Origin of the sequence: Nonomuraea sp. NPDC050202 (genome assembly GCF_040656115.1) — a bacterium.
GTDB lineage: Bacteria > Actinomycetota > Actinomycetes > Streptosporangiales > Streptosporangiaceae > Nonomuraea.
Window position 1 is genome coordinate 631,736 of record NZ_JBFALF010000001.1, and the last position, 21,854, is coordinate 653,589.

At 72.5% G+C, this 21,854-nt stretch carries 22 protein-coding genes; 7 read left to right on the forward strand and 15 right to left on the reverse strand.

Annotated features, from left to right (window positions below; translation table 11 throughout):
• Positions 1-277 precede the first annotated feature (277 nt).
• A complete protein-coding gene (aspS, locus tag AB0I79_RS03095; RefSeq protein ID WP_357866215.1) occupies positions 278-1,540 on the forward strand; it encodes an aspartate--tRNA(Asn) ligase in 1,263 nt (420 codons plus the stop codon).
• Between the two features lie 60 nt (positions 1,541-1,600).
• Here aspS and AB0I79_RS03100 read toward each other — a convergent pair whose 3' ends face one another.
• From AB0I79_RS03100 to AB0I79_RS03110, 3 genes are read right to left on the reverse strand one after another with little or no spacing between them, the layout of a single operon-like run.
• Positions 1,601-3,457, reverse strand: coding sequence for an MFS transporter (locus tag AB0I79_RS03100; protein WP_357866217.1), 1,857 nt, complete (start codon positions 3,455-3,457; stop codon positions 1,601-1,603).
• Positions 3,458-3,467: 10 nt separating this feature from the next.
• Complete coding sequence (locus tag AB0I79_RS03105; RefSeq protein ID WP_357866218.1) at positions 3,468-4,118, reverse strand: LppX_LprAFG lipoprotein; 651 nt, start codon at positions 4,116-4,118, stop codon at positions 3,468-3,470.
• A gap of 59 nt (positions 4,119-4,177) precedes the next feature.
• A complete protein-coding gene (locus tag AB0I79_RS03110) occupies positions 4,178-4,636 on the reverse strand; it encodes a MarR family transcriptional regulator (protein ID WP_357866220.1) in 459 nt (152 codons plus the stop codon).
• 34 nt (positions 4,637-4,670) lie between these two features.
• On the opposite strand from AB0I79_RS03110, the gene AB0I79_RS03115 reads away from it, so the two are divergent.
• Positions 4,671-5,603, forward strand: a complete 933-nt coding sequence (locus AB0I79_RS03115; protein ID WP_357866222.1) for a cation diffusion facilitator family transporter — start codon at positions 4,671-4,673, stop codon at positions 5,601-5,603.
• Here the strand turns inward: AB0I79_RS03115 and AB0I79_RS03120 are convergent.
• From AB0I79_RS03120 to AB0I79_RS03170, 11 genes are all read right to left on the reverse strand, one after another.
• Positions 5,598-6,194, reverse strand: a complete 597-nt coding sequence (locus tag AB0I79_RS03120; protein ID WP_357866224.1) for a 4'-phosphopantetheinyl transferase superfamily protein — start codon at positions 6,192-6,194, stop codon at positions 5,598-5,600. The genes AB0I79_RS03115 and AB0I79_RS03120 overlap by 6 nt on opposite strands.
• 17 nt (positions 6,195-6,211) lie before the next feature.
• Positions 6,212-6,997 carry a hypothetical protein gene (locus tag AB0I79_RS03125; RefSeq protein ID WP_357866225.1) on the reverse strand — a complete coding sequence of 262 codons (786 nt, stop codon included), beginning with the start codon at positions 6,995-6,997 and terminating at the stop codon, positions 6,212-6,214.
• Positions 6,994-8,331, reverse strand: coding sequence for an MCE family protein (locus AB0I79_RS03130; RefSeq protein WP_357866227.1), 1,338 nt, complete (start codon positions 8,329-8,331; stop codon positions 6,994-6,996). The genes AB0I79_RS03125 and AB0I79_RS03130 overlap by 4 nt, the downstream gene beginning before the upstream one ends.
• Positions 8,328-9,326, reverse strand: coding sequence for an MCE family protein (locus AB0I79_RS03135; protein WP_357866228.1), 999 nt, complete (start codon positions 9,324-9,326; stop codon positions 8,328-8,330). The genes AB0I79_RS03130 and AB0I79_RS03135 overlap by 4 nt, the downstream gene beginning before the upstream one ends.
• Entirely contained in the window at positions 9,323-10,348 is a 1,026-nt protein-coding gene (locus AB0I79_RS03140; RefSeq protein ID WP_357866230.1) for an MCE family protein, read from the reverse strand. Before AB0I79_RS03140 ends, AB0I79_RS03135 begins: the two co-directional genes overlap by 4 nt.
• A complete protein-coding gene (locus AB0I79_RS03145; RefSeq protein WP_357866231.1) occupies positions 10,345-11,370 on the reverse strand; it encodes an MlaD family protein in 1,026 nt (341 codons plus the stop codon). Before AB0I79_RS03145 ends, AB0I79_RS03140 begins: the two co-directional genes overlap by 4 nt.
• A complete protein-coding gene (locus tag AB0I79_RS03150; RefSeq protein WP_357866232.1) occupies positions 11,370-12,413 on the reverse strand; it encodes an MlaD family protein in 1,044 nt (347 codons plus the stop codon). The genes AB0I79_RS03145 and AB0I79_RS03150 overlap by 1 nt, the downstream gene beginning before the upstream one ends.
• A complete protein-coding gene (locus AB0I79_RS03155; protein WP_357866234.1) occupies positions 12,413-13,426 on the reverse strand; it encodes an MlaD family protein in 1,014 nt (337 codons plus the stop codon). The genes AB0I79_RS03150 and AB0I79_RS03155 overlap by 1 nt, the downstream gene beginning before the upstream one ends.
• Before the next feature lie 4 nt (positions 13,427-13,430).
• Entirely contained in the window at positions 13,431-14,285 is an 855-nt protein-coding gene (locus tag AB0I79_RS03160; RefSeq protein ID WP_357866236.1) for an ABC transporter permease, read from the reverse strand.
• Complete coding sequence (locus AB0I79_RS03165; RefSeq protein ID WP_080040927.1) at positions 14,285-15,076, reverse strand: ABC transporter permease; 792 nt, start codon at positions 15,074-15,076, stop codon at positions 14,285-14,287. The genes AB0I79_RS03160 and AB0I79_RS03165 overlap by 1 nt, the downstream gene beginning before the upstream one ends.
• 136 nt (positions 15,077-15,212) lie before the next feature.
• The gene (locus AB0I79_RS03170) at positions 15,213-16,604 is read right to left on the reverse strand and encodes an aminopeptidase P family protein (protein ID WP_357866237.1); all 1,392 of its coding nucleotides are present in this window, start codon (positions 16,602-16,604) and stop codon (positions 15,213-15,215) included.
• Positions 16,605-16,742: 138 nt separating this feature from the next.
• Between AB0I79_RS03170 and AB0I79_RS03175 the strand changes: the two genes are divergently transcribed.
• The 5 genes from AB0I79_RS03175 (at position 16,743) to AB0I79_RS03195 (ending at position 21,452) form a co-directional block, all read left to right on the forward strand.
• Positions 16,743-17,171 (forward strand): CBS domain-containing protein, encoded by a 429-nt coding sequence (locus tag AB0I79_RS03175; protein ID WP_185106564.1) that lies wholly within the window; start codon positions 16,743-16,745, stop codon positions 17,169-17,171.
• Positions 17,172-17,192: 21 nt separating this feature from the next.
• On the forward strand, positions 17,193-17,867 hold the full coding sequence (locus AB0I79_RS03180) for a hypothetical protein (protein WP_357866239.1): 675 nt from the start codon (positions 17,193-17,195) through the stop codon (positions 17,865-17,867).
• Positions 17,868-18,081: 214 nt separating this feature from the next.
• Positions 18,082-18,930, forward strand: coding sequence for an endo alpha-1,4 polygalactosaminidase (locus AB0I79_RS03185; protein WP_357866241.1), 849 nt, complete (start codon positions 18,082-18,084; stop codon positions 18,928-18,930).
• 60 nt (positions 18,931-18,990) lie between these two features.
• Positions 18,991-19,764: a cyclase family protein gene (locus AB0I79_RS03190; protein WP_357866242.1), complete on the forward strand. Its 774-nt coding sequence runs from the start codon at positions 18,991-18,993 to the stop codon at positions 19,762-19,764.
• Positions 19,761-21,452 (forward strand): thiamine pyrophosphate-binding protein, encoded by a 1,692-nt coding sequence (locus tag AB0I79_RS03195; protein WP_357866244.1) that lies wholly within the window; start codon positions 19,761-19,763, stop codon positions 21,450-21,452. The genes AB0I79_RS03190 and AB0I79_RS03195 overlap by 4 nt, the downstream gene beginning before the upstream one ends.
• Before the next feature lie 27 nt (positions 21,453-21,479).
• Here the strand turns inward: AB0I79_RS03195 and dhaM are convergent, their stop codons facing one another.
• Positions 21,480-21,854, reverse strand: coding sequence for a dihydroxyacetone kinase phosphoryl donor subunit DhaM (gene dhaM / locus AB0I79_RS03200; RefSeq protein ID WP_357867060.1), 375 nt, complete (start codon positions 21,852-21,854; stop codon positions 21,480-21,482).

Consider the following 21,854-nt stretch of genomic DNA (forward strand, 5'->3'; position numbering starts at 1 on the left):
GCGGTGATCGTAGGATCGGCGGTAACGCGTTGACGGAGACGAGTAGCCAGCGGCCCCGCACGGGCCGAGAGAGCCGCCGGTAGCTGCGAAGGCGGCACCGTGCCCCGCTGGTGAAGACACTCCCGAGTGCGGGGAGGAAATGCCCCGCCGGCCTGACCCCCGTCATCGGGTCGTCGAGGCCGTCCCCGTCGCGGGGCGGCGAAAGTGCGGTGGCACCGAGAGTTCCCTTCTCTCCCGCACTCCCAAGGGGTCATGCAATTCCTCGACAGGAGCTGTGATGATCTCTCGTGTCATGTCGGCGGAGCTCGCTGAGCACGCCGGCCAACGAGTGACGATCGCCGGTTGGGTCCATCGCCGCCGGCAACTCAAATCCGTGTCCTTCCTCGTCGTCAGGGACCGTACCGGGCTGGCGCAGGTGGTCGCCGCCGGCGACCTGCCGCCCGAGGAGAGCGTCGTGCGGGTCACCGGCACCGTCGTCGCCGGCGAGCAGGCGCCGGGCGGCTACGAGCTGGTCTCGCCCGAGGTGGACGTGCTCGCGCAGCCGTGCGCGGCGCCGCCGTTCGACCTGTACAGGCCCGTCGTCGCGGCGGCGCTGCCGACCGTGCTCGACCACGCGCCGGTCGCGCTGCGGCACCCGCTGCTGCGGGCCGGGCTGGAGATCTCGGCGGCGAGCGTGGCCGGCTTCCGCGAGACGCTCGACCGGCTCGGCTTCACCGAGATCCACACACCCAAGATCGTCGGCTCGGCCACCGAGTCAGGCGCGAACGTCTTCGGCATCGACTACTTCGGGCGGCCCGCCTACCTCGCCCAGTCGCCCCAGTTCTACAAGCAGGCGATGGTCGGGGTGTTCGAGCGGGTCTACGAGGTGGGGCCCGTCTTCCGCGCCGAGCCGCACGACACCGTACGGCACCTGGCCCAGTACACCAGCCTGGACGCCGAGCTGGGCTTCGTCCGCGACCATCGGGACGTGATGGCGGTGCTGCGGGAGACCGTGGCGGGCATGCTGGAGTCGGTACGCCTGCGTGCCGCCGCCGCACTCGACCTGCTGGATGTCGCCCTTCCCACGGTGCCCGCCGAGATCCCCGCCCTCCACTTCACCGAGGCGCAGCGGCTGACCTCCTCCGACGAGCCCGACCTGGCGCCCGCGCAGGAGCGGTGGCTGTCGCGGTGGGCGGAGCGGGAGCACGGGTCCGACTTCCTGTTCGTCACCGGGTTCCCGATGAGCAAGCGGCCGTTCTACACCCATCCCGACCCCGAACGGCCCGCCTACTCCAACGGGTTCGACCTGCTCTTCCGCGGGATGGAGCTGGTCACCGGCGGGCAGCGGCTGCACCGGTACGACGACTACGTGCGGGCGCTGGCCGGGCGGGGTGAGGGGACGCGGGCGTACGAAGGGTATCTGCAGGCCTTCCGGTACGGGATGCCGCCGCACGGCGGGTTCGCGCTGGGGCTGGAGCGGTGGACGGCGCGGCTGACGGGCGCGGCCAACGTCCGCCAGACCACCGCGTTCCCGCGCGACCTGCACCGGCTCTCGCCATGACCTCCGCGTGCCCGCTCCGCTCCCGCAGCGGGGCGGGCACGCTTCCCGCCCAGGCGTGCCTCAGCGGCGCGGCATGAGGACGGCGACCGCCGCGCCCGCCACGCAGATGAACGCCGTCACCAGGAACATCTCGGTGTACTCGGTGTGCAGGGCCGCCTGCACCTGAGCGGTGTAGTCGGCCAGCCGCCGCTGGTACGTCTCCTGATCCACGCCGAACGGGAGCGGCGTGTCCAGCTGGGCCGTCAGCGACTGGAACCGGTAGAACCCCCACGCCGACACGGCCGCGATGCCGATCAGCATGCCCATCATCCTGGCCACCACGACCGCCGCCGACGCCACCCCGTGCTGCGCCGCCGTGCTCACCCGCAGCACCGCCGACGACACCGGAGCGATCACCAGGCCCAGACCCAGACCGGCGAGCACCAGGTCGCGGTCCATCACCAGACCCGACCCGGCCAGGTCGAGCGGCCAGCGGCTCATCAGCCAGTAGCCTCCGGCCGCCAGCGCCATGCCCGCCACCGCCACGACCCGGTCGCCCAGCCTGCGCGCCAGGAGCCCGCCCAGCAGGGCCGCGACGGTCAGCGCAGCCAGGAACCTGGCCAGAACCAGCGACGCCGCCAGCGCCTCCTTGCCCAGCAGGGTCTGGGCGGCGAGCTGGACGAACACCATGGTCACCAGGAGCGCGGCCCCGGCCAGGAAACTCACGCCCAGGGTGGCCAGCAGCGGGCCCTTGCGGGTGGTGGTGAGGTCGAGCAGGCGTACGGGAGAGCGGATCTCCCACCAGACGAACGCCACGGCCACCAGCACCCCGGCCGCGATCACCGGTGGGCCCCACGGGGGGAGGACGGCGGTGGCGGGATCGGGGTTGTACAGGCCCACGACCAGCAGGGCCAGCGCCAGCGCGAGCAACGCCCCGCCGACCACGTCCACCCGCCCGGCCGCCGCCCGGCCCACCTGCCCCGCCACCACCCGCCCCGCCACCGTCCGCCCCGCCACCGTCCGCCCCGCCACGGGCGCTACCGCCTCGTGAGTGATCGTCGGCACCGCGTCGCGTCCGCCGCCCGCCGGACTCCCCGGCGCGCCTGCCACCGTCTCCGGAGCGGTCGCGCGCGTGTCCGCTGTGCCTGCCACCGTCTCCGGGGCGATCGTGCGCGCGTCCGGCCCGTCAGAGGCCGCCGTGCTCGGTTCGCCGGTCGGGGCCGCGCCCGGCGTGCCCGGCCCGCTGCGCGAGGCCGCGCCCGCGTCCGTGCTGGTCGCCGCCGCAAGGTCCGCGTCGGGGGACGTGGCCTCCTCGCCGGCGGACGCCGGGACGGGGGCGAGGGTGCGGGGCGGGACGGTGAAGTGGATGGCGAGGGCGGCCAGGGCGGCGAGCGGGACGTTGATCCAGAAGATCGCGTGCCAGCCGCCCAGCTCGATCCCCGCCACCACGGCGCCGGGCACCCCGGCCAGCAGCCCGCCGTACAGGGGCCCGAGCGCGCTGCCCAGCTCCTGCGCCGCCCCCACCGCGCCCAGGGCGACCGGCCGCTCCCGCTCGTCCCACAGGTCCCCGATGAGCGCCATCGTGATCGGCAGCAGCGCGCCCCCCGCCACCCCCTGCACGGTACGCCCGGCCACCACCATGACCTCCCCGGCCGCCAGCGCCGTCAGCACCGAGCCGAGCGCGAAGGCCGCCAGGCAGGCGTGGATGAGGGGACGCCGGCCGTACCGGTCGGAGAGCTGGCCGAGCAGCGGCATCGCGGCGACGTACCCGAGCAGGAAGCCCGTCACGATCGGCGTGGCCCGCTCCAGGTGGTTGAGCGGGATGCCGACATCCTCGGCGATGTCGATGAGGACCGTCACCACCACGTACGCGTCCAGCGCCGCCAGCAGCACCACCGCGCCGCCCGTGCCGAGCACCACCCGGCGGGCGCGCCTCATCTCGCCGGCCTCACTCGGCGGCGGGCGGCGTGATCGTCACAGGGGCGTCGTAGTCGCTGAACGACACCGTGACCGTACCGCCCTGCAACGGCAGGCTCGCCCTGGTGAGCCGGCTGGTGGCCTGGTCGAGCCAGACCTTGCCGTTCACGCCCTGCGTGACGCCCGGCACGATCGGCGCGACGACGTTCGCGGGGAAGGTGGTGGCGACCCGGTAGGAGCCGCCCTCGACGCCCTCCACCTTGGGGTCGGTGGCCGAGGCCAGCAACTGCGCGATGCCCTTGGTGGGCTCCAGGATCACCGACGGGTCGTAGAACTGCGCGAGCTGCGCCCGCGTCATCTTCTGGAAGCCGCCCGTCGGCCCCTTGAAGTGCACCGTCTCCCCGACCAGGGCGAAGGAGACCTCCTGCAGCGTGCCGAGGACGTCGAGCGTGAGCGTGCCGTCGGCGTCACCCTCCGCCGTCAGCCGGCCGTCGGCCTTCTTGACCGGCACCTGCGGCTTGCCCTCGGTCGCGATCGAGAAGCCGGCCGACTTGACGGCCTTCATGGACTCGGAGGCCTTCTTCATCAGCTCGGGCCCGGCGGGCAGCTCGGCCCCGCCGCCGCCCGATGAGCACGCCGCCACTGACGCGAGCGCGGCCACGACGAGGAGTCTTCTGAGCATGACCGGATCGTATCGACCACCGGCGGAGGCCGTGCGCCGTCGCCGGTATCGGTTGGGTGTCAGCGCAGCTTCTTCAGATGCTCCACGAGAGGCGCGTACGCCTCCTCGATCGCGTCGAGCTGGTCGTCGGTGAGCCGGTCCACGAAGTGCTCGCGCACGCTCGCCACGTGGAACGGAGCCACCCGCTGGATCGTGTCCCACCCCTCGTCGGTCAGCACCGCGAACGTGCCCCTCCGGTCGTCACGGCAGTCCTCCCTGACCACCAGGCCCTTGGCCTCCATGCGGGAGATCTGGTGCGACAACCGGCTGCGCGACTGGATCGTCGCGTCGGCCAGGTCGCTCATCCGCATGCGCCTGCCCTGGCTCTCGGAGAGGTTGACGAGGATCTCGTAGTCGTTCAACGAGAGCGAGTGCTCCTGCAGCTCCCGGTCGAGCCGGTGCATGAGCAGCTTGTGCAGCGCCAGGTGCGTACGCCAGGCACGCTGTTCGGCGGGTGAAAGCCAGCGAGGCGCGCTCATGATCCCCAATCTAGCGCACGTACAGTTGAACGCCATGGGAGAGGGCAAGTCAGGGGAGAGCCTGGGCACCGTGCTCGTCGCCGGCGCCGCGAACCTCACCATCGCGCTGGCCAAGCTCATCGCCGGGCTGATCGGCGGTTCGGCGGCCATGCTGTCGGAGGCGGCGCACTCGGCGGCCGACACCGTCACCGAGCTCCTGCTGCTGGTGGCGGTGCGCCGCTCGGGCAAGCCCGCCGACCGGCGGCACCCGTTCGGGTACGGCAAGGCCGGCTTCCTCTGGGCCATGATGGCGGCGGTCGCGACGTTGGTGGGCGGGGCCGGGTTCTCGGTCACGCACGGGCTGCACGAGATCAGCCATGGCGAGGAGCTGTCCAACCTGACGCCGTCCTACGTCGTGCTGGCCGTCTCGTTCGTCATCGAGGCCGTCTCGTTCTCCAAGGCGTACAGGCAGTTGCAGGGCGAGGCTCGCCGCTACGACGTGAGCCCCTTGCGGCTGGCGCGGCTCACCTCCGACACCGCGCTGAAGGCCGTGCTGTTCGAGGACGCCGCCGCGCTGGCCGGGCTGCTCATCGCCGGTGGGGGGCTGCTCGGCTCGCAGCTCACCGGCTCCGCGCTCTGGGACGGCGCCGCGTCGGTCGCGATCGGGCTGCTCCTGCTGGTCGTCGCGCTCATCCTGATCCGGTCGAACCTGTCGCTGCTCATCGGCCAGGCCGCGCCGCAGGGCATCGAGACCGGCATCCGCGCCGTGCTGCTGGCCCAGCCCGAGGTGGAGGACGTGGTGGAGCTGCTGACCATGATGATCGGGCCGGGCGAGGTGCTGGTCGCCGCGAAGATCGACTTCAGGGACGAGGCCAGTGCGGGAGGCGTGGAGATCGCCTGCGAGGAGGTGGACCGGCGGCTGCGGGAGCGGTTCCCGGGGGTCAGGCAGGTCTTCCTCGACCCGACCCCGACCCGCCGCCGTTCATGAGTCCTGGCCCGGGACGGGCACGCGCCGGGCGGGGCTGTCGGTGATGACCGCCACCCTGATGTCCGGGCCGGCGCTCCACTCCAGCAGGTGCCGGCCGGTCAGGTCCTCGCCGCCCTCGCTCACCTTGTCGAGCGTCAGCTCGCCCCGCTTGATGAGCGCCTCCTTGCGCGTCCAGTGCCTGATCAGCTCGTCGTTGCCGGTGACCATCGCGCGCTCGCGCGGGGTGAGCACGCGGTCGGCCAGCACCGTGTCCAGGGGGCCCGGGCGGACGCGTTCGGCGTCCACCCCGACCTTGCCCGGGCCTGCCGCCGCGCACACGTAGCCGCGCGTGTGGCTGAAGCTGACGCCGAGGTCGGGGGCCTGCTCGATGGACGGCCTGCCGTGCCCGAAGCCGTGCAGGTCGCAGTACTGCAGCAGCGTGAGCTCCGCCGGGTCGGCGCCGAGCACCTCGGCGGCGCAGAGCCGGACGAGGAGGTGGGCGGCGATGAAGATGGTGCGGTCGTGGTCGAACTTGAAGCGGGCGGCCCGCTCCTGCTCCACCTCGGTGAGCCATTCGTCGGGGGCGCGCACCTCGTCGGGGCGGCCACCCATCGCTAAGGGGCCGATCGTCAGTCCTTCTTCTTGTCGTCGCCGTTGAGGTTGTACTGGTCCTCCGACGCCGCGCCGAGCACGGTCACGTCATGAATCTTCCAGGTCCCCTTCTCCTTGACAAGACTGATCTTAAGGTGGGAGTCCTTGACCGAGCGGATCGCCTCCGAAGTGTTCACCTGTTGGTCCACCACGACGATGGCGTGGGCGGTGGCCTCGTCCACGTCCGCCAGGTAGACCTCGCGTACGGTGGCCTGCGAGGTGGCCTTGAGCTTGACGATGACCTGGGTCATCGCGCCGCCGAACGCCGCGTCGTACGTGGTCAGGAAGTCGCCCGTGGCCTGGGCGGCGAGGGTGGAGCGGGTGCTCTGCAGGTTCTGGTAGTCGTAGCTGAGCAGGGCGCGGCTGAACGCGCTCGCCGCGCCGGACACCTCCAGGCGCAGGGCGCGCTCCGACTCCAGGCCGGCGCGGGCGTCCTCGGCCTGGGCGGCGGAGATCCACTGCAGGACGGCGGTGGCGGTGATCGCGGTCACCAGCATCGCGGCCAGCGCCCCGACGACCTTGGCCCGCGTGAAGCGCCTGCCCCGGGAGGGCGGCTCGCCGCCGGCCGCGGCGCCCGCGTCCGGCCCGCCCGGCGGGGCGTCCTCGGACTCCGGCTCGGGCTCGGGCTCGGACTTCGGCTCGGGCTCGGGCTTCGGCTCGGGCTCGTCGGCGGCCGGCGCGCTGTCCTCCCGGGCCTCGGTGGCCGGGGTGGTGTCCCGCTGGGCGTCGGCGGGCGGGGTGGTGGCCTCGGGCTCGTCGGTCATGGTGACTCCTCACGGCGGCGGGCGGCCCGGCCCGCCGCGATCCAGCCCACGATGCCACCGCTCACCACCACGGCGAGGAAGATCGCGGCAACCAGCGGGACGATGTTCATCGGGGTTCCGGACGCGGTCCGGGTGCCGGCCGCGGCCTTGGGCGACTCGGTGCCGGTGCTCTCCTGGGAGGGCTGCGGGGTGTCCTCCTCGCGGGGGTGCCCGGTGGGCCGGGAGGCGTCGGCGTGCCGGTCGGCGTCCGGGGCGGGCCCGGCGTCGGGGCCGGGGTCGGGTGCGGGCGCGCGGGAGGGGCAGGACCGCACCTTGGGCACGGTGGGCGGCCCGAGCGGGCCCGCGTATTCCTCGGCCGGCGTCGGCCCGCCCGGCACGCTGAAGATGAACGACGCCTTCCCGTACACGGTCCCCCCGCGCCGGTCGCTGATGTCGTCGGCCAGGGTGAGCGCGGTCGGCACGATGCTCAGCAGGTGGTGCACGTTCCGCTTGGTCGCCGCCGAGAAGGCGGGCTGGTGCGGCAGCCCCGCCGCCGTGAGCAGGCACGAGAATCCCGGCCTGGACGTCCGCACGGCCGCGTCGAGCTGCGCGAACACGCCGGGCCCCTGGTCGAGGAAGGCGTTCAGGTCGCTGCGGGACGCCCGCAGCGCCGCCGTCACCGCGCTCAGGTCCGAGATCCCGGAGGCCAGCTCGCCGCGCTTGCCGGCCAGCGTGTGGGTGAGCCGGGTGAGCTGCACCGACAGGTCGTCGAGCAGCTCGGCGTTGTCGGCGAGGGTCCCGGTCAGGGCGTGGGCGTCGTCGACGATGCGCCTGATCGCGGGAGCCCGCCCGTCCAGGGCGACGGCCAGCTCGTGCACGATGGTGTCGGCGTCCTCGGGCGGCACCGCGTTCAGCAGCTTGCCGACCCCTTCGAACAGCTTCTTGTAGTCCAGCGGCACCGTCGTCCTGGCCAGCGGGATCGTGTCGCCGGGGGCGAGCGCGGGCCCGGCGACGCCGGTGGGCGGCGGCGAGAGCGCCACGTACGGCTCCCCGATGGCCGAGCGGCGCCGCACCTCGGCCGTGACGCCCTTCGGCAGCCGGATCTCCCTGTCGATGTCCAGCCCCACGACGATCCTGCCCGGCGCCAGCCGCACGTCGCCGATCTTGCCGACCCGGACGCCCAGGTAGGCCACGTCGAAGCCGCGGATCAGCCCGGGGGAGGAGACGAACTCGGCCGACACCCGGTACGGCCGCTCGATCGCGTCCAGCCGGATGATCGTGCTGAACGCCCAGATCGTCATGACGATCCCCAGCAGCACGAAGAACCCGAGGTTCACGTAGATGCGGCTTCTCATCGCGGCGGCTCCAGCAGCAGGCTGAAGTCCCCGCCGCGCTCGCGTACGGGGGTTCCGCGCACGCTCGGCAGCAGGCCCTTCAGCCACACGTAGATCAGCACCTGCCCGTTCACGGTGATCGGCGGCGTGTCGATGAACGCCTGCAGCTTGGCCACCAGCGCCTTCAGGTCCTCCTTGCCCCGCTGCATGGCCGTCGAGACGGCCTCCAGCTCGCGCAGCAGCGTGCGCAGCCGCTCGGCGTGGCGCGGGTAGACGGTGAGGTTGGCCTGCTCGGCCAGCTCGGTGAGCGCGACGATCGTCCGCTTGACGTGCCTGCGGCCGTGCGCGAGGCGTTCGGTGGCCGCGGCCAGCGTGCCCGGCAGCCGGTCCAGCTCGGCGCTGCCCTCGGCCAGGTCGTCGCCGAGCCTGGCCAGGGCGTCGATGGAGGTGCCGAGGTCGCGGCGGGCGGCGGCGTAGGCGTCGGTGACCTGCGCGGTCTGCCTGATCAGCCGGTTCACCTCGTCGCCCTGGCCGGCGAAGGCGGTGGAGGCGGCCTCGAGGATGGCGTTGACGTCCTGCGCGCCGAGCGCCTCGATGAGCGGCCCGGCCTTGGCGGTGACCTGCTCGATGTCCGGCTCGACCGACGTCCCGGCGATCGTGGCGCCGTCCTTCAGGTACGGGCCCGTGGCGAGGTTCTTCCCGGCGGGCGGGGTGAGCCGGACGTAGTTCTCGCCGAGCACGGACGTCTTGGCCACGGTGGCCGTGCTGCCCTCGGGCACCCGGTGCGCCGACTGCACCGACATGGTCACCCTGGCCCGGTAGCCCTCCAGCCGGATGCCGGTGACCGTGCCCACGCGTACGTCGGCGATCTGCACGCTGTGCCCCGTCACCAGGCTCTGCACGTCGTCGAAGACGGCGTGCAGGGTCAGGTCGCCGGTGGTCGCGCCGAGCGTCTGCAGCGAGCACCCGGCGGCCAGGGCGAGCGCCGCCAGCCCGGCGGCCAGCCGTCTGATCATCGCGAGCCTCCCCGGCGTTCGAAGGGGCAGTTGCTCAGCCCGGCCGGCAGGCACGGCACCGGGCCCAGGTTCAGCGCGTCGAACAGCGGCGTCAGCCACGCCCTGGTCATCGCGTTCAGCACGACGCGGATCTTCAGCACGTGCTGCTTGCGGTCCCAGGAGTCGATGAGGATGTCGGCGAAGTCGGCGGCGCCCTTGACGGCGCGCGCGGTGGAGGCGCTGTTGGCCCGGACCGTCAGCACCAGCTCGGCCAGCGTCGTGGCGGCCCTGGGCAGCCGTTCGGCGTACTGCTCGATGATCACGTCGCCGCGCCGCACGAACCCGGCCATGGCCGTGACGAACCCGCGCAGCCGCCGCCGCTCCTCCGCCAGGATCGCGCTCGCCTCGGAGAAGGCGTCGATGGCGCCGGTCACCTGGCGCTCGCGCTCGTTGAGGCTGGTGGCCAGCTCGTTCAGGCTCCTGGCCAGGTCCACGAGCTGCTGGTCCTGCTTGGCCAGGACGCCGGTGAGGTCGGCGGTGTCGGCGATCGCGTCGTTGATCGTCTTGCCGCGCCCGCGCACCCCGTCGGCCAGGTCGCCCGCCACGTCGCCCAGCTTCTCGTCGTCGAGCGCGTCGGTCAGCTTGGTGAACGCGTCGAGCGCCTCGTCGATCTCCACCGGCAGGTCGGTGCGCTCCAGCGGGATCGTCGCCCCGGCCTGGATCCGCTGGTCGCCCGGCTTCCACGGGGGGTAGAGCACGACGTTGCGCTCGCCCAGCGTGTTCTGCGGCGCGACCACGGCCTTGACGCCGGACGGCAGCGGCACGTGCCGGTCGATCCGCAGCTCGACCCGTACCTTGTCGCCAGATATCCGGATCCGGTCCACGTAGCCGGCGTCCAGGCCCATCACCTTGACCCGCGCCTCCTCGTACAGGGAGGGCGCCTGGCTGAAGATCGCCACCAGCAGGTACGGCCCCGCCCCGCCCACCGAGCAGCCGGAGGCGAGGAGCGTCCAGGCGAGCAGCACCGCCGCGAGCCGCCTCATCGCCGGCTCTCCCTGTCCTCGGCGATGGCGGCCAGCACCTCGGGGTTGATCGGCCCCAGGCCCGTGGCGATGGCCTCCAGCCACGGCCCCTGCCCGCCCATCGTGGCCAGCCCGGAGAACGTCGGCCCCGCCCACGCCAGCAGCGAGTTGAGCCGCCCGGTGCTGCCGCTGAGCCGGGTGGTGATGGCCGCGTTGTCGTCGAGCACGCGCACCAGCGTCCTCTCGTGCTCGGTGATCAGCCGGGTGGTGCTCTGCACCAGGTCGCTGCCGTCGCCGAGGATGGTGCGCAGCTCGTTGCGGCGCCTGCGCAGCTCGCTCAGCATCACCTCGACGGCGTCGATGAGCCGCCCGAGCTGCGCGTCCTTCTTCTCCAGCAGCTCCATGACCCGGGTGCCGTTGTCGAGCAGCCTCTGCAGCTGCGGCTCGCTCCTGCTGATGGTCTCCGACAGGTCGCCGATGTTGTCCAGGAGCCGGGTGACGCGCCCGTGCTTGAAGGTGTCCAGCTTGCCCAGCTCGGCGAGCAGGTCGTCCACGGCCTCGGTGTCGAGCCGCTCGACCAGCCTGGTGGCGTCCTTGACGGCGTCGTTGATCAGGGTGGGCACGCCGGTCCGCTGCACCGGGATGCGCCGCTGGGCCTCGGGGAGCTGGTCCAGGTACGGGGGCGCGACCGCGCCGGTGAGCTTGACGTACCGGCCGCCGAGCAGGTTGGACAGGGCGATGTCGGCCCGCGTGGAGCGGCCGAGCCGCACGCCGTCGTCCACCTTCCAGGTCACGACCACGTGCCCCTGGCCGTAGTCGGCCCGCACCTCGGTGACCTTGCCCACCCGCACCCCGGCGACGCGCACGTCGTTGCCGGTGCGCAGCCCGCCGGAGTCCACGAACACGCCGGACACGGTGTAGCCGCCCTCCAGCAGCCCCAGGTTGCCGACCAGGAACGTGGCCGCGAGGACCACGGTGAGCGTGGCCAGGGAGACCAGGCCGACGGCGTGCTTGTTGCGATCCCGGAACGACTTGAGCGCCATCACTGGCCCACCAGCAGCTTCCTGAGGTCCTTCTCGCTCTGGATGCGGGTGTTGCGCAGCGGCGGCGGCGTCTGCATCCCGTACGGGCAGGGCGCGGCGCTCAGCGCCAGGCAGGGGACGGCGGTGATGAAGTAGTGGCCGCGGTTGACCGACGAGTACGCCCGCGTGAGCAGCGGCGGGAAGGTGTCGACCACCTTGTCGATCTCGCCCACGTGCCGCCTGATGCCACCGGTCAGCCCCGACAGGTTGTCCACCAGCCGGCCGAGCTCGCCGGCGTTCTTGCCGAGCACCTCGTTGGAGGTGTGGAAGGTGGCCGACAGCTCCACCAGCGCGTCGTCCACGAGCTGCCGGTTGTCGGCGAACGCCTCCGACAGCGTGACCAGGTTGTCCACCAGCCGCTCGATCTGCTGGTCCCGCTTGGCCACCACGCCGGTGACGGTGGCGTAGTCCTCCAGGAGCCGCTCGATGGTCTGCCTGCGCTCGGTGACCGTGGTGGTGATCGCGTTGACGTTGTCGAGCAGGCGCGGGATGTTACGGTCGTTGCCCTTGAGCGAGGTGGCGGCGGCCGTCAGGAGCTGGTTGATCTGCTCGGGGTCCAGGCTGCGGGTGAGCGGGCCGAGATCGCTGACCAGCTCGCCGATGTCCACGACGGAGGAGGTGCGGGTGATGCGCGAGCCGGGCGGCAGCCTGCCGGGCGCGGTGCCGGGCAGCAGGTAGACCACCCGCTGTCCGACGGCGTTGCGCCAGCGGATCGCGGCCTCGGTGTCCGTGGGAACCCTGACCGCGTCCTGCACCTCCATCGTCACCTCCGCCCGCCCGTCCACGACCCTGATCGTGTCCACCTGGCCGACCGGCGCTCCGGCGATCTTCACCTGGTCGCCCTCGACCAGCCCCGACACGTCGTCGAAGACGGCGGTCAGCCGGTAGCCGCCGCCCGTGCTCACCCGGGCGATCTGCACGGCGATGAACACGATCAGCGACGCGGTCAGGCCGATGAACAGCACGAAGCGCAGGAAGGTCCAGCGGCGGCGCACGCGTTCCATCAGCGCCTCCCGTCGGTCGGGCCGCAGGCGCCGACGATCAGCTCGCAGATGTCGGTGGCCACGAACGCCTCCACCTGGAGCTGCCGGCTGTTGCCCGGGCCCGGCGCCTCGATCAGCTCGTTGAGCAGGTCGACCAGCCTGTTCAGGCCGCGCACGCCGTCGCCGGCCAGGCCGAGCTGGGCGTAGATGAGCGCGGCCACCCGCTCGCCCGAGTGCACGCCGGCCCGCAGGTTCTGCCGGTGCTTGGCCAGGCCGTGCGTGACCTGGCCGGAGACCGAGGTGATCTCCTGCAGCAGCACGCGGACCTTGTCGGCCCGCTCCAGCAGGTCCGGCGTGATGACGTTGACGTCGGAGGAGATGGAGACGAGGTCGTCGCCCTTGTCCGACAGCGCCGTGCCCAGCAGCGCGGCGTCGCGCAGGAACTGCCTGGCCCGCTGCCGGTGCCGGTGCGCCACGTCCACGACGGTGCCGGCGTCGCCGATCAGCTCGCGCAGGTCCTTGCCCTGCCCTTCCAGCCCCTTGGCCAGCGTGTGCACGATGACCGTGACCTCGCGCGGATCGACCGCCTCCAGGCCCTCGTAGGCGTCGCCGAGGGTGTCGGACAGGTCGAGCGGGTCCCGGGTGTCGGTGATGACGGCGCCGGCGGCCAGGTAGGGGCCGGTGGTCTCGCCGGAGCCGGGCTCCAGGCCGACGAACTTGGGGCCGAACACCGACGCGGGCTCCACGGTGGCGACCGTGGTCGCGGGCAGCCTGACGGTCACGTGCATGGTGACCACGGCCTTGCCCTCGGCGTCCAGCGACAGGTCCGTCACCTCGCCCACCGTGATGCCGCGGATCTTCACGGGGGAGCCGGTGTCGAGGCCCTGGCCGGCCCGGCCGAACACGGCGTCGATCCGGGTGCCGGGGACCTGCGTGGCGGCGCGCACGGCGTACAGGGCCGCGGCGGCGAAGACGGCCAGCACGGCCAGCGCGATGCCCAGCCGGGCGGCGAGAGGGAGATCAGCTCGGGTCACCGGCTCACCCCGTCAGCGGTATGTTGCCGCCGCCGCCCCAGAACAGGTACGACAGCAGCAGGTTGAGCAGCACGATCGTGACGATCGACTGGCGGATGGCCCGGCCCGCCGCCACCCCCACGCCCACCGGCCCGCCCGTGGCGTGGAAGCCGTGGAAGCAGTGGATCACGACGACGGCGAAGGCGAACACCGCGACCTTGGCGACGCTGAACACGATGTCGCTGACCGGCAGGTACAGGTAGAAGTAGTAGTCGTAGACGCCGGGCGCCAGCCCGAACAGCACGGTGCACATCAGCCGCGTGGCGAAGAAGCTGGCGAACAGCGCGATGAGGTAGATCGGCACCAGCGCCAGCAGCGCCGCCACGACCCGGGTGCAGATCAGGTAGGTGAAGGCGTTGATGCCCATCACCTCCAGCGCGTCGATCTCGTCGGAGATCCGCATCGCACCCAGCTCGGCCGTGAACGACGAGCCGACCTGCGCCGCCAGCGCCGTGGCCGCGATGATCGGGGTGATCTCGCGGACGTTGGCGAAGCTGCCGACCAGCCCCATGAACGACTCCGCGCCGATGGCCTGCAACCCCTGGTAGCCCTGCAGGCCCACGGTCGCGCCCACGACGAACGCCATCGTGAACACCACGAAGATCATGCCGCCGCCGATGACGGTCGCCCCGACGCCCACGACGACGTCGCTGACCTGCCGGAGGACGACCTTGAAGTACTTCAGCCGCAGCACGACGTCACGTACGGAGTAGAACAGCACCCGCCACACGAACAGCGGCCAGTCGGCCAGCGACGCGAACCGCTCGGCGGCGTCCCGCCCCTTCAGGGCGAGCCGGAGGCCGGCGGTCCGCGTGACCATCAGAGCGACCTCGGCGGGTAGGCCAGGAAGTACACGGCCGAGATCACGTAGTTGAACGTGAACACCAGCATGAACGTCACCACGGTCGCCTGGTTGACCGCCCGCCCCACCCCGACCGGGCTGGTCGCGCACGTCATGCCCTTCCAGCAGGCCACGCCCGCCGCGACGAACCCGAAGATCCACGCCTTGAACAGCGTCACGTACAGGTCGGAGGCCACGACCAGCGACAACGCCCCGTCGAAGTACGCGCCGGGCGTGACGCCCTGCACGACGACGTTGAAGAAGTAGCCTCCCGCCGCGCCCGCCACGATGACCAGCGGGCACAGGCAGACCGCGATCGTGCTGGCCGCCCACATGCGCGGCGTGACCAGGCGATGGATCGGGTTGACCGACATGACCTCCATCGCGCTCAGCTCGTCGCGGATGTGCCGCGCGCCGATGTCGGAGGTCATCGCGCTGCCGCCGGCCCCGGCGATGAGCAGCGCGCTGGCCAGCGGCGCCACCTCGCGGATGAGGCCGACGAAGACCGCGCTACCGGTGGCCGAGCCGGCGCCGAGCTGCCTGGCCAGCTCGCCCACCTGCAAGGCCACGGTGGCGCCCAGCGGCAGGGCGACCAGCAGCACGGGGACGCTGGTGACGCGGGCCAGGAACCAGCACTGGTCGACGAACTCCCACCACCAGCGCCTGACGTCCCAGCTCCGGCGCAGGCCCTCCAGCACGATGACGAACAGGTCACCGACCTGGCCGAGGGCCGAGCCGGCCCGCCGCCCGACGTACCCGGACCAGGCCATCACCACCTCCGCCGCCTACGGATCGCCAACCCTACTGACGGGCTGTCCAGTAGGCCATGGCTTGGCGGGAATTTGCGCGAAAGGTATGAGGGCCCGGTCGGGCCTTGTCAGCCGGGTACGAATAGTGGCCGTTCCGTTACAGCAGGGCGCCCATCCACGACTCGATCTCGTCCGGGTGGCGGGGGAGCGCGGAGGACATCAGCGTGGCGCCGCCGGCGGTGATGACCAGGTCGTCCTCGATGCGGACGCCGATCCCGCGCAGCTCCTCCGGCAGCGTCAGGTCGTCCGGCTGGAGGTACAGGCCCGGCTCGACGGTCAGCACGTGACCCTCCTCCAGGACACCGTCCAGGTAGACCTCGGCGCGCGACTTCGCGCAGTCGTGCACGTCCAGGCCGAGCATGTGGCCGCTGCTGCACAGCGTGTAGCGCCGGTACAGGCCCGTCTCCATCAGCTCGTCCGTGGACTGGTCGAACAGGCCCCAGTCGCGCAGCCCGTCGCAGATGACGCGCATGGCCGCGAGGTGGAAGTCGCGGAAGCGGGCACCCGGCCTGAGGGTGGCGATGGCGGCCGTCTGGGCCTCGTACACCAGCTCGTACGCCTGCCGCTGCACGGCGCTGAACCGGCCGGACATCGGGAAGGTCCGGGTGACGTCGGCGGTGTAGAGGGTGTCGGCCTCGACCCCCGCGTCCATCAGCAGCAGGTCGCCGGCGTCGAGCGCGCCGTCGTTGCGGATCCAGTGCAGCACGCAGGCGTGCGCGCCGGCGGCCACGATGCTGTCGTAGCCGACGGCGTTGCCCTCCAGCCGCGAGCGCAGCCCGAACACGCCCTCCAGGTACCGCTCGCCCCTCGGGTGGCCGAGCGCCCGGGGCAGCGCGCGCACGACGTCCTCGAAGCCGCGCGCGGTCGCGTCCACGGCGCCCTGCAGCTCGGCCAGCTCCCACTCGTCCTTGACCAGCCGCATCTCCGACAGGAACGACTCCAGCTCGGCGTCGCCGTCGCCCCTGGGCACCCGCGCGTCCACGGAGGCGTCCACCCCGCGCAGCACCCTGGCCGGGCCCTTCAGGTCCAGCTCGCGGATGTGCGCGCAGTCGATCTGGTACAGCTCGGCCGCCTCCGCCAGGTCGGGGCGCGGGCCCGCCCAGAACTCGCCGTAGCGGCGGTCGCGGTAGAACTCCTGGCCCTCCTCGCGCGGGGCGCGCGGCCTGACGTACAGGACCGCCTCGCCGGACGGCTCGATCACCAGCACGTCGTCCGACTCGGTCGCCCCGGTCAGGTACGAGTACGCGCTGTGCGGCCTGAACCGGTAGTCGCAGTCGTTGCTGCGCACCTTCAGCGTGCCCGCCGGGATCACCAGCCGCTCGCCGGGGAAACGCTGCGCCAGCGCGGCCCGCCGCTTGGCCGCCCAGGGGGCGATCGGCCGCGCGCTCACCTCGGCCCGGCCCTGCCGCCCCCAGCCGGTGCGCATGAAGGCGGCCAGCTCCTCAGTGACGGGCAGGTCGTGGCTTCCGGTGTTGAGCGGCTCGGTCATCTCGCAGTCCTTGGGTGATATTTCGGTCTTTGTACGGGATTTCGTACGCCAAGCAGCCTACGTGACCCATTGACTCCGTCCCCAGGGGCTTGTTTGCCTGGATGCAGGCTTGGAAGACTGAGGGCAGAGGTGGTGCACATGCTCATCGGGACGATCCTTCGCGGCAAGGGCAGTGGCGTGACGACCGTGGCGCCGGAGGCGACCGTGCGGGAACTGCTCGCCAAGCTCGCGGAGCACAACATCGGAGCCGTGGTCGTCTCGACCGACGGCGAGGTCATCGAGGGAATCGTCTCCGAGCGCGACGTCGTGCGGCGCCTGCACGACCGCGGCGCCGCGATCCTCGACGCCCCCGTCTCGGCGATCATGACGACCGAGGTCACCACGGTCGGCCCCGGCGAGAACGTCGACTCGCTGCGCCGCACCATGACCACGCAGCGGTTCCGGCACATGCCGGTGGTCGAGGACGGCCGGCTCATCGGCATCGTCAGCATCGGCGACGTGGTCAAGAGCGCCATCGAGGAGCTGGAGACGGAGAAGGCGTCGCTCGTCGACTATCTCCACCGTTGACAGGGATGGCACTCTTGGTCCGTGATGTACGGGCCCCCGCCTCCTGACCATCCCCGGTATCCCGAGTACCCGCGGGCGACGAGCAGTCCGCCGATCATCGTGCTCGTCTCGGGGCTGGCGGCGCTGCTGGGGTTCCTGCTGGGCGTGCTCGTCGGGTTCGGGGCGGGAACGACGACGGAGGAGCCCGAGCCCCAGGTGACGGTGACCGTCGAGGACACCCCGCCGGGGGAGACGCTCCCGGAGCAGACCTCACCGCCCCCGGCGCAGACCCAGCCCGGCCAGACGGGACAGCCACAGCCGGGCCAGACCGGACAGCCGCAGCCGGGGCAGACAGGGCAGCCCCAGCCCGGCCAGACCGGACAGCCCCAGCCGGGGCAGACAGGACTGCCTCAGCCCGGCCAGACCCAGCCTGGCCTCGGGGCGACGACGCCGGGCGGTGGGGGTGGCGCCACCGCTCCCGCCATCGACCTCTCCTCCCTCCTGCGCACGCTCGTCGTCGGCACCGACATCCAGCCCGGCACGTACCGCACGACCGGCCCCATGTCCGGCTTCCCGATGTGCTACTGGGCCAGGCTGCGCACCACGACCGGCGGCGTGATCGCCACCGGCATGCCGAACGGCCCGGCCACCGTCACGATCCAGGCCACGGACAAGGCGTTCCAGACGGGCGGCTGCGTGGAGTGGACCCGCGCCTGACGCGCCTTCCTGACCGAAGCGGTGGACAACACGGCAGAAACGCGCAATTCTGTCGGACGACAGAGAGGAGGCACGCCCGGGCGTGCTGGCGTGTCGTCCCTGCGGTCCATGGGCCACGCCACTCCGGCGTCCCTGGCCAGGACGCGTAGCGGAGAGTGCGGAACAGCACGCGTGAGCCACCGATCCGAACCGTTTCCGTTCGTGAGGAGTGACCATGCGTCTTTCCGTACTCGTCTCCGCGGCCGCCCTGGCCGCCACCGCCCTCGTCGCCACCCCCGTCCAGGCGGCCACCGCCCTGCCGGCCCCCGTCGCCTGCGACGGCTGCTGGAAGCCCGCGCTGAACACGAGCTGGGAGTGGCGGCTGTCCTCCCTGCCGGCCAAGCCGTTCCTCGACGTGCAGATGTACGACATCGACGGCTTCGCCGCCGCCGAGAACGGCACGATCGTCAAGGCGCTCAAGGCCGCCAAGCCCGGCCGCAAGCTCGTCTGCTACATCAGCGCGGGCTCGCACGAGGACTGGCGCCCCGACGCCGACCGGTTCCCGTCCGGCGTGCTCGGCAAGCCGCTGGACGAGTGGGAGGGCGAGCGCTGGCTCGACATCCGCCAGTACACCGGCAAGCTCGGCGAGATCATGAAGGCCAGGCTCGACATGTGCAAGGCCGCCGGGTTCGACGCCGTGGAACCCGACAACGTCGACGCCTACACCAACGACAGCGGCTTCCCGCTCAAGGCCGCCGACCAGCTCGCCTACAACGCCTGGTTCGCCAACGAGGCGCACAAGCGGGGCCTGTCCGTCGGGCTCAAGAACGACGTGGCCCAGATCCCGCAGCTCCTGCCGTACTTCGACTTCGCGGTCAACGAGCAGTGCTGGCAGTACTCCGAGTGCACCACCGCGCAGAACGGCGCGTACGGCTACGACCAGTTCGTCAAGGCCGGCAAGGCCGTCTTCCACGTCGAGTACGAGCTGAAGACCTCCCAGTTCTGCGCGAGGTCCAACGCCCAGAACTTCAACTCGCTGAAGAAGACCTACGACCTGGACGGGACCCGCACCGCCTGCCGGTAGAGGTGTTGGCACTGGTAGGGCGAGCGTAGGAGGATGCGCTCAACCCACCAAGGAGGAAACATGTCGGTGTTGCGGAGCTTCGTGGACAGCGTGCGCAGCGGCGCCATCGAAGTGATCGATCTGACGGCGCCCCTCTCTGCGCAGACGCCGATCCTCCAGCTGCCCGAGCCGTTCGGCAACACGATCCCGTTCCGGCTGGAGGAGATCAGCCGGTACGACGATCGCGGCCCGGGCTGGTACTGGAACGACATCCACACCGGCGAGCACACCGGCACCCATTTCGACGCCCCCGTCCACTGGGTCACCGGCCGCGACGGTCACGACGTCTCCCAGGTGCCCGCGCGCAGCCTGATCGCGCCCGCCGTGGTGCTCGACTTCACGGCGGAGGCGTCGAAGGACCCCGACTTCCTCCTGCAGATCGACCACGTCAAGGAGTGGGAGCGGGCCAACGGCCCGCTGCCCGACGGCGGCTGGCTGCTCTACCGCACCGGCTGGGACACCCGCTCCGGCGACCAGGCCGCCTTCCTGAACGCCGACGAGACCGGGCCGCACACGCCCGGCGTCTCCGTGGAGTGCGCGCGCTGGCTGGCCGCCGAGAGCCCCATCCTCGGCATCGGCGTCGAGACCGTCGGCACCGACGCGGGCGCCGCCCACTCCTTCGACCCGGCCTTCCCCTGCCACTCCTTCCTGCTGGGCGCGGGCAAGTACGGCCTCACCCAGCTCCGCAACATCGACCGCCTGCCGGTGACCGGCGCCGTCGTGGTCGCGCCGCCGCTGCCCATCGTGGGCGGCTCGGGCAGCCCGGTGCGCGTGCTGGCCCTGGTGGAACGTTGATCGTCGCGGAGGCCGTCGGCCGGGCCCTGGCCGCGTGCGGGGCGGAGGCCGTCTTCGGGGTGGTCGGCAGCGGCAACTTCCACGTCACCAACGCCCTCGTGGCGGGCGGCGCGCGCTTCGTCGCCGCCCGCCACGAGGGCGGCGCCGCCACCATGGCCGACGCCTACGCCCGGATGAGCGGGCGGGCCGGCGTGGTGTCGGTGCACCAGGGGCCGGGGCTCACGAACGCCATGACGGGCCTCACGGAGGCGGCCAAGAGCCGTACGCCGCTGATCGTGCTCGCCGGCGAGGCCACCGAGGCCCGGTCCAACTTCCACATCGACCAGGCCGCCCTGGCGACCGCCGTGGGAGCGGTGGCGCTGCGGGTCACCTCGGCGCAGGCCGCCGTGGAGCAGGCCGTGGAGGCGTACCGGGTGGCGGTGGGGGAGCGCCGCACGGTGCTGCTGAACCTGCCTCTCGACGTCCAGTCCGCCCCCTACGAGGGCCCCGGCGACGTGGCCGGGCTCGCCGCCGGGCTGCTGCGCCCGGCTGGCAGCCCGGGTGAGGCCGCCTCGTCCTGGGCCGGCTCGACTGCCGGCTCGCCTGCCGGACCGGTGCCGGAGGACGAGGCGGCGGCGCTGGCGGGGGCCCTGGGGGCGGCCCGGCGGCCGGTGTTCATCGCCGGGCGCGGCGCCAGGCACGCGCGCCGCGAGCTGGAGGAGCTGGCCGGGCGGACGGGCGCCCTGCTGGCGACGTCCGCGGTGGCCAGGGGGCTCTTCCGCGGCAGCCCGTGGGACCTGGACGTGTCCGGCGGGTTCGCCACGCCGCTGACCGCCGAGCTGATCCGCGGGGCCGACCTGGTCGTCGCCTGGGGCTGCGCCCTGAACATGTGGACCACCCGCCACGGCTCGCTCGTCTCGCCCGGCGCCAGGGTGGCGAAGGTGGACCTCGACGCCGCGGCGCTCAAGACGCACGTCCCCGCCGACCTGGGCGTGGTGGGCGACGTGGCCGCGGTCGCCCGGGCGGTGACGGCCCGGGCCGCGCAGGCTTCCGGCTACCGTACGGCCGAGGTGGCCGAGCGCATCCGGGCCGAGGGGCGCTGGCGGGCCGTCCCGTACGAGGACGGGAGCGGCGGCGGGCGGATCGACCCGAGGACGCTCACGATCGGCCTGGACGAGCTCCTGCCTCCCGAGCGGATCGTCTCCGTCGACTCCGGGAATTTCATGGGATATCCGTCGATGTTCCTTGATGTCCCGGATGAGGGCGGGTTCTGCTTCACGCAGGCGTTCCAGTCGGTCGGGCTGGGCCTGGCGACGGCGATCGGCGCCGCCCTGGCCCGCCCCGACCGCCTCCCGGTGGCCGCGCTCGGCGACGGCGGCCTGCTCATGGGCCTGGCCGAGCTGGAGACCGTGGTCAGGCTCGGGCTGCCCATGGTGATCGTCGTGTACGACGACGAGGCGTACGGGGCCGAGGTGCACCACTTCGGGCCGCACGGTCACCCGCTCGGCACGGTCACCTTCCCGCCGGCCGACCTGGCCGCCATCGCCCGCGGCCACGGCCTGGCCGCCGTGACCGTCACCGGGCGGGAGGACCTGGCGGGCGTGGCCGGCTGGCTGGACGGCCCGCGCGACCGGCCGCTGCTCGTGCACGCCAAGGTGGCGGGGGAGCGCGGCTCATGGTGGCTGGAGGAGGCCTTCAAGGGGCACTGAACGCACCCGGCCCGCGGGGCCGGGTGTTCAGAGCTTGCGGAAGGCGCGGGCCTCCTCGGCGGCCGCCAGCACGTCGGCCAGCTGGGCGCCCGCGCCGGCCGCCACCGCCGCCGCCACGGCGCCCTCCACGAACGGCACGTCCGCCACCACCACCCGCCCGTCCTCCTCCAGCAGCCGGGCGGTCAGCACCGAGCTGCCGAGATCCGGGATGATCACCACCCCGAACCCGCTGTCGACGCCGCGCACGGCCGCCTCGATGAGGTCCACGCTCGTGCCCAGCCCGCCGTCCTCCGTGCCCCCGGCCGCCGCCACGGGCGCGTCCTCGCCCGCGATCCCGCGGACCAGCGCCGCCGTCTCGGCCGCCAGCCCGGCGCTGTGCGAGACCAGCACCAAACCCACCAT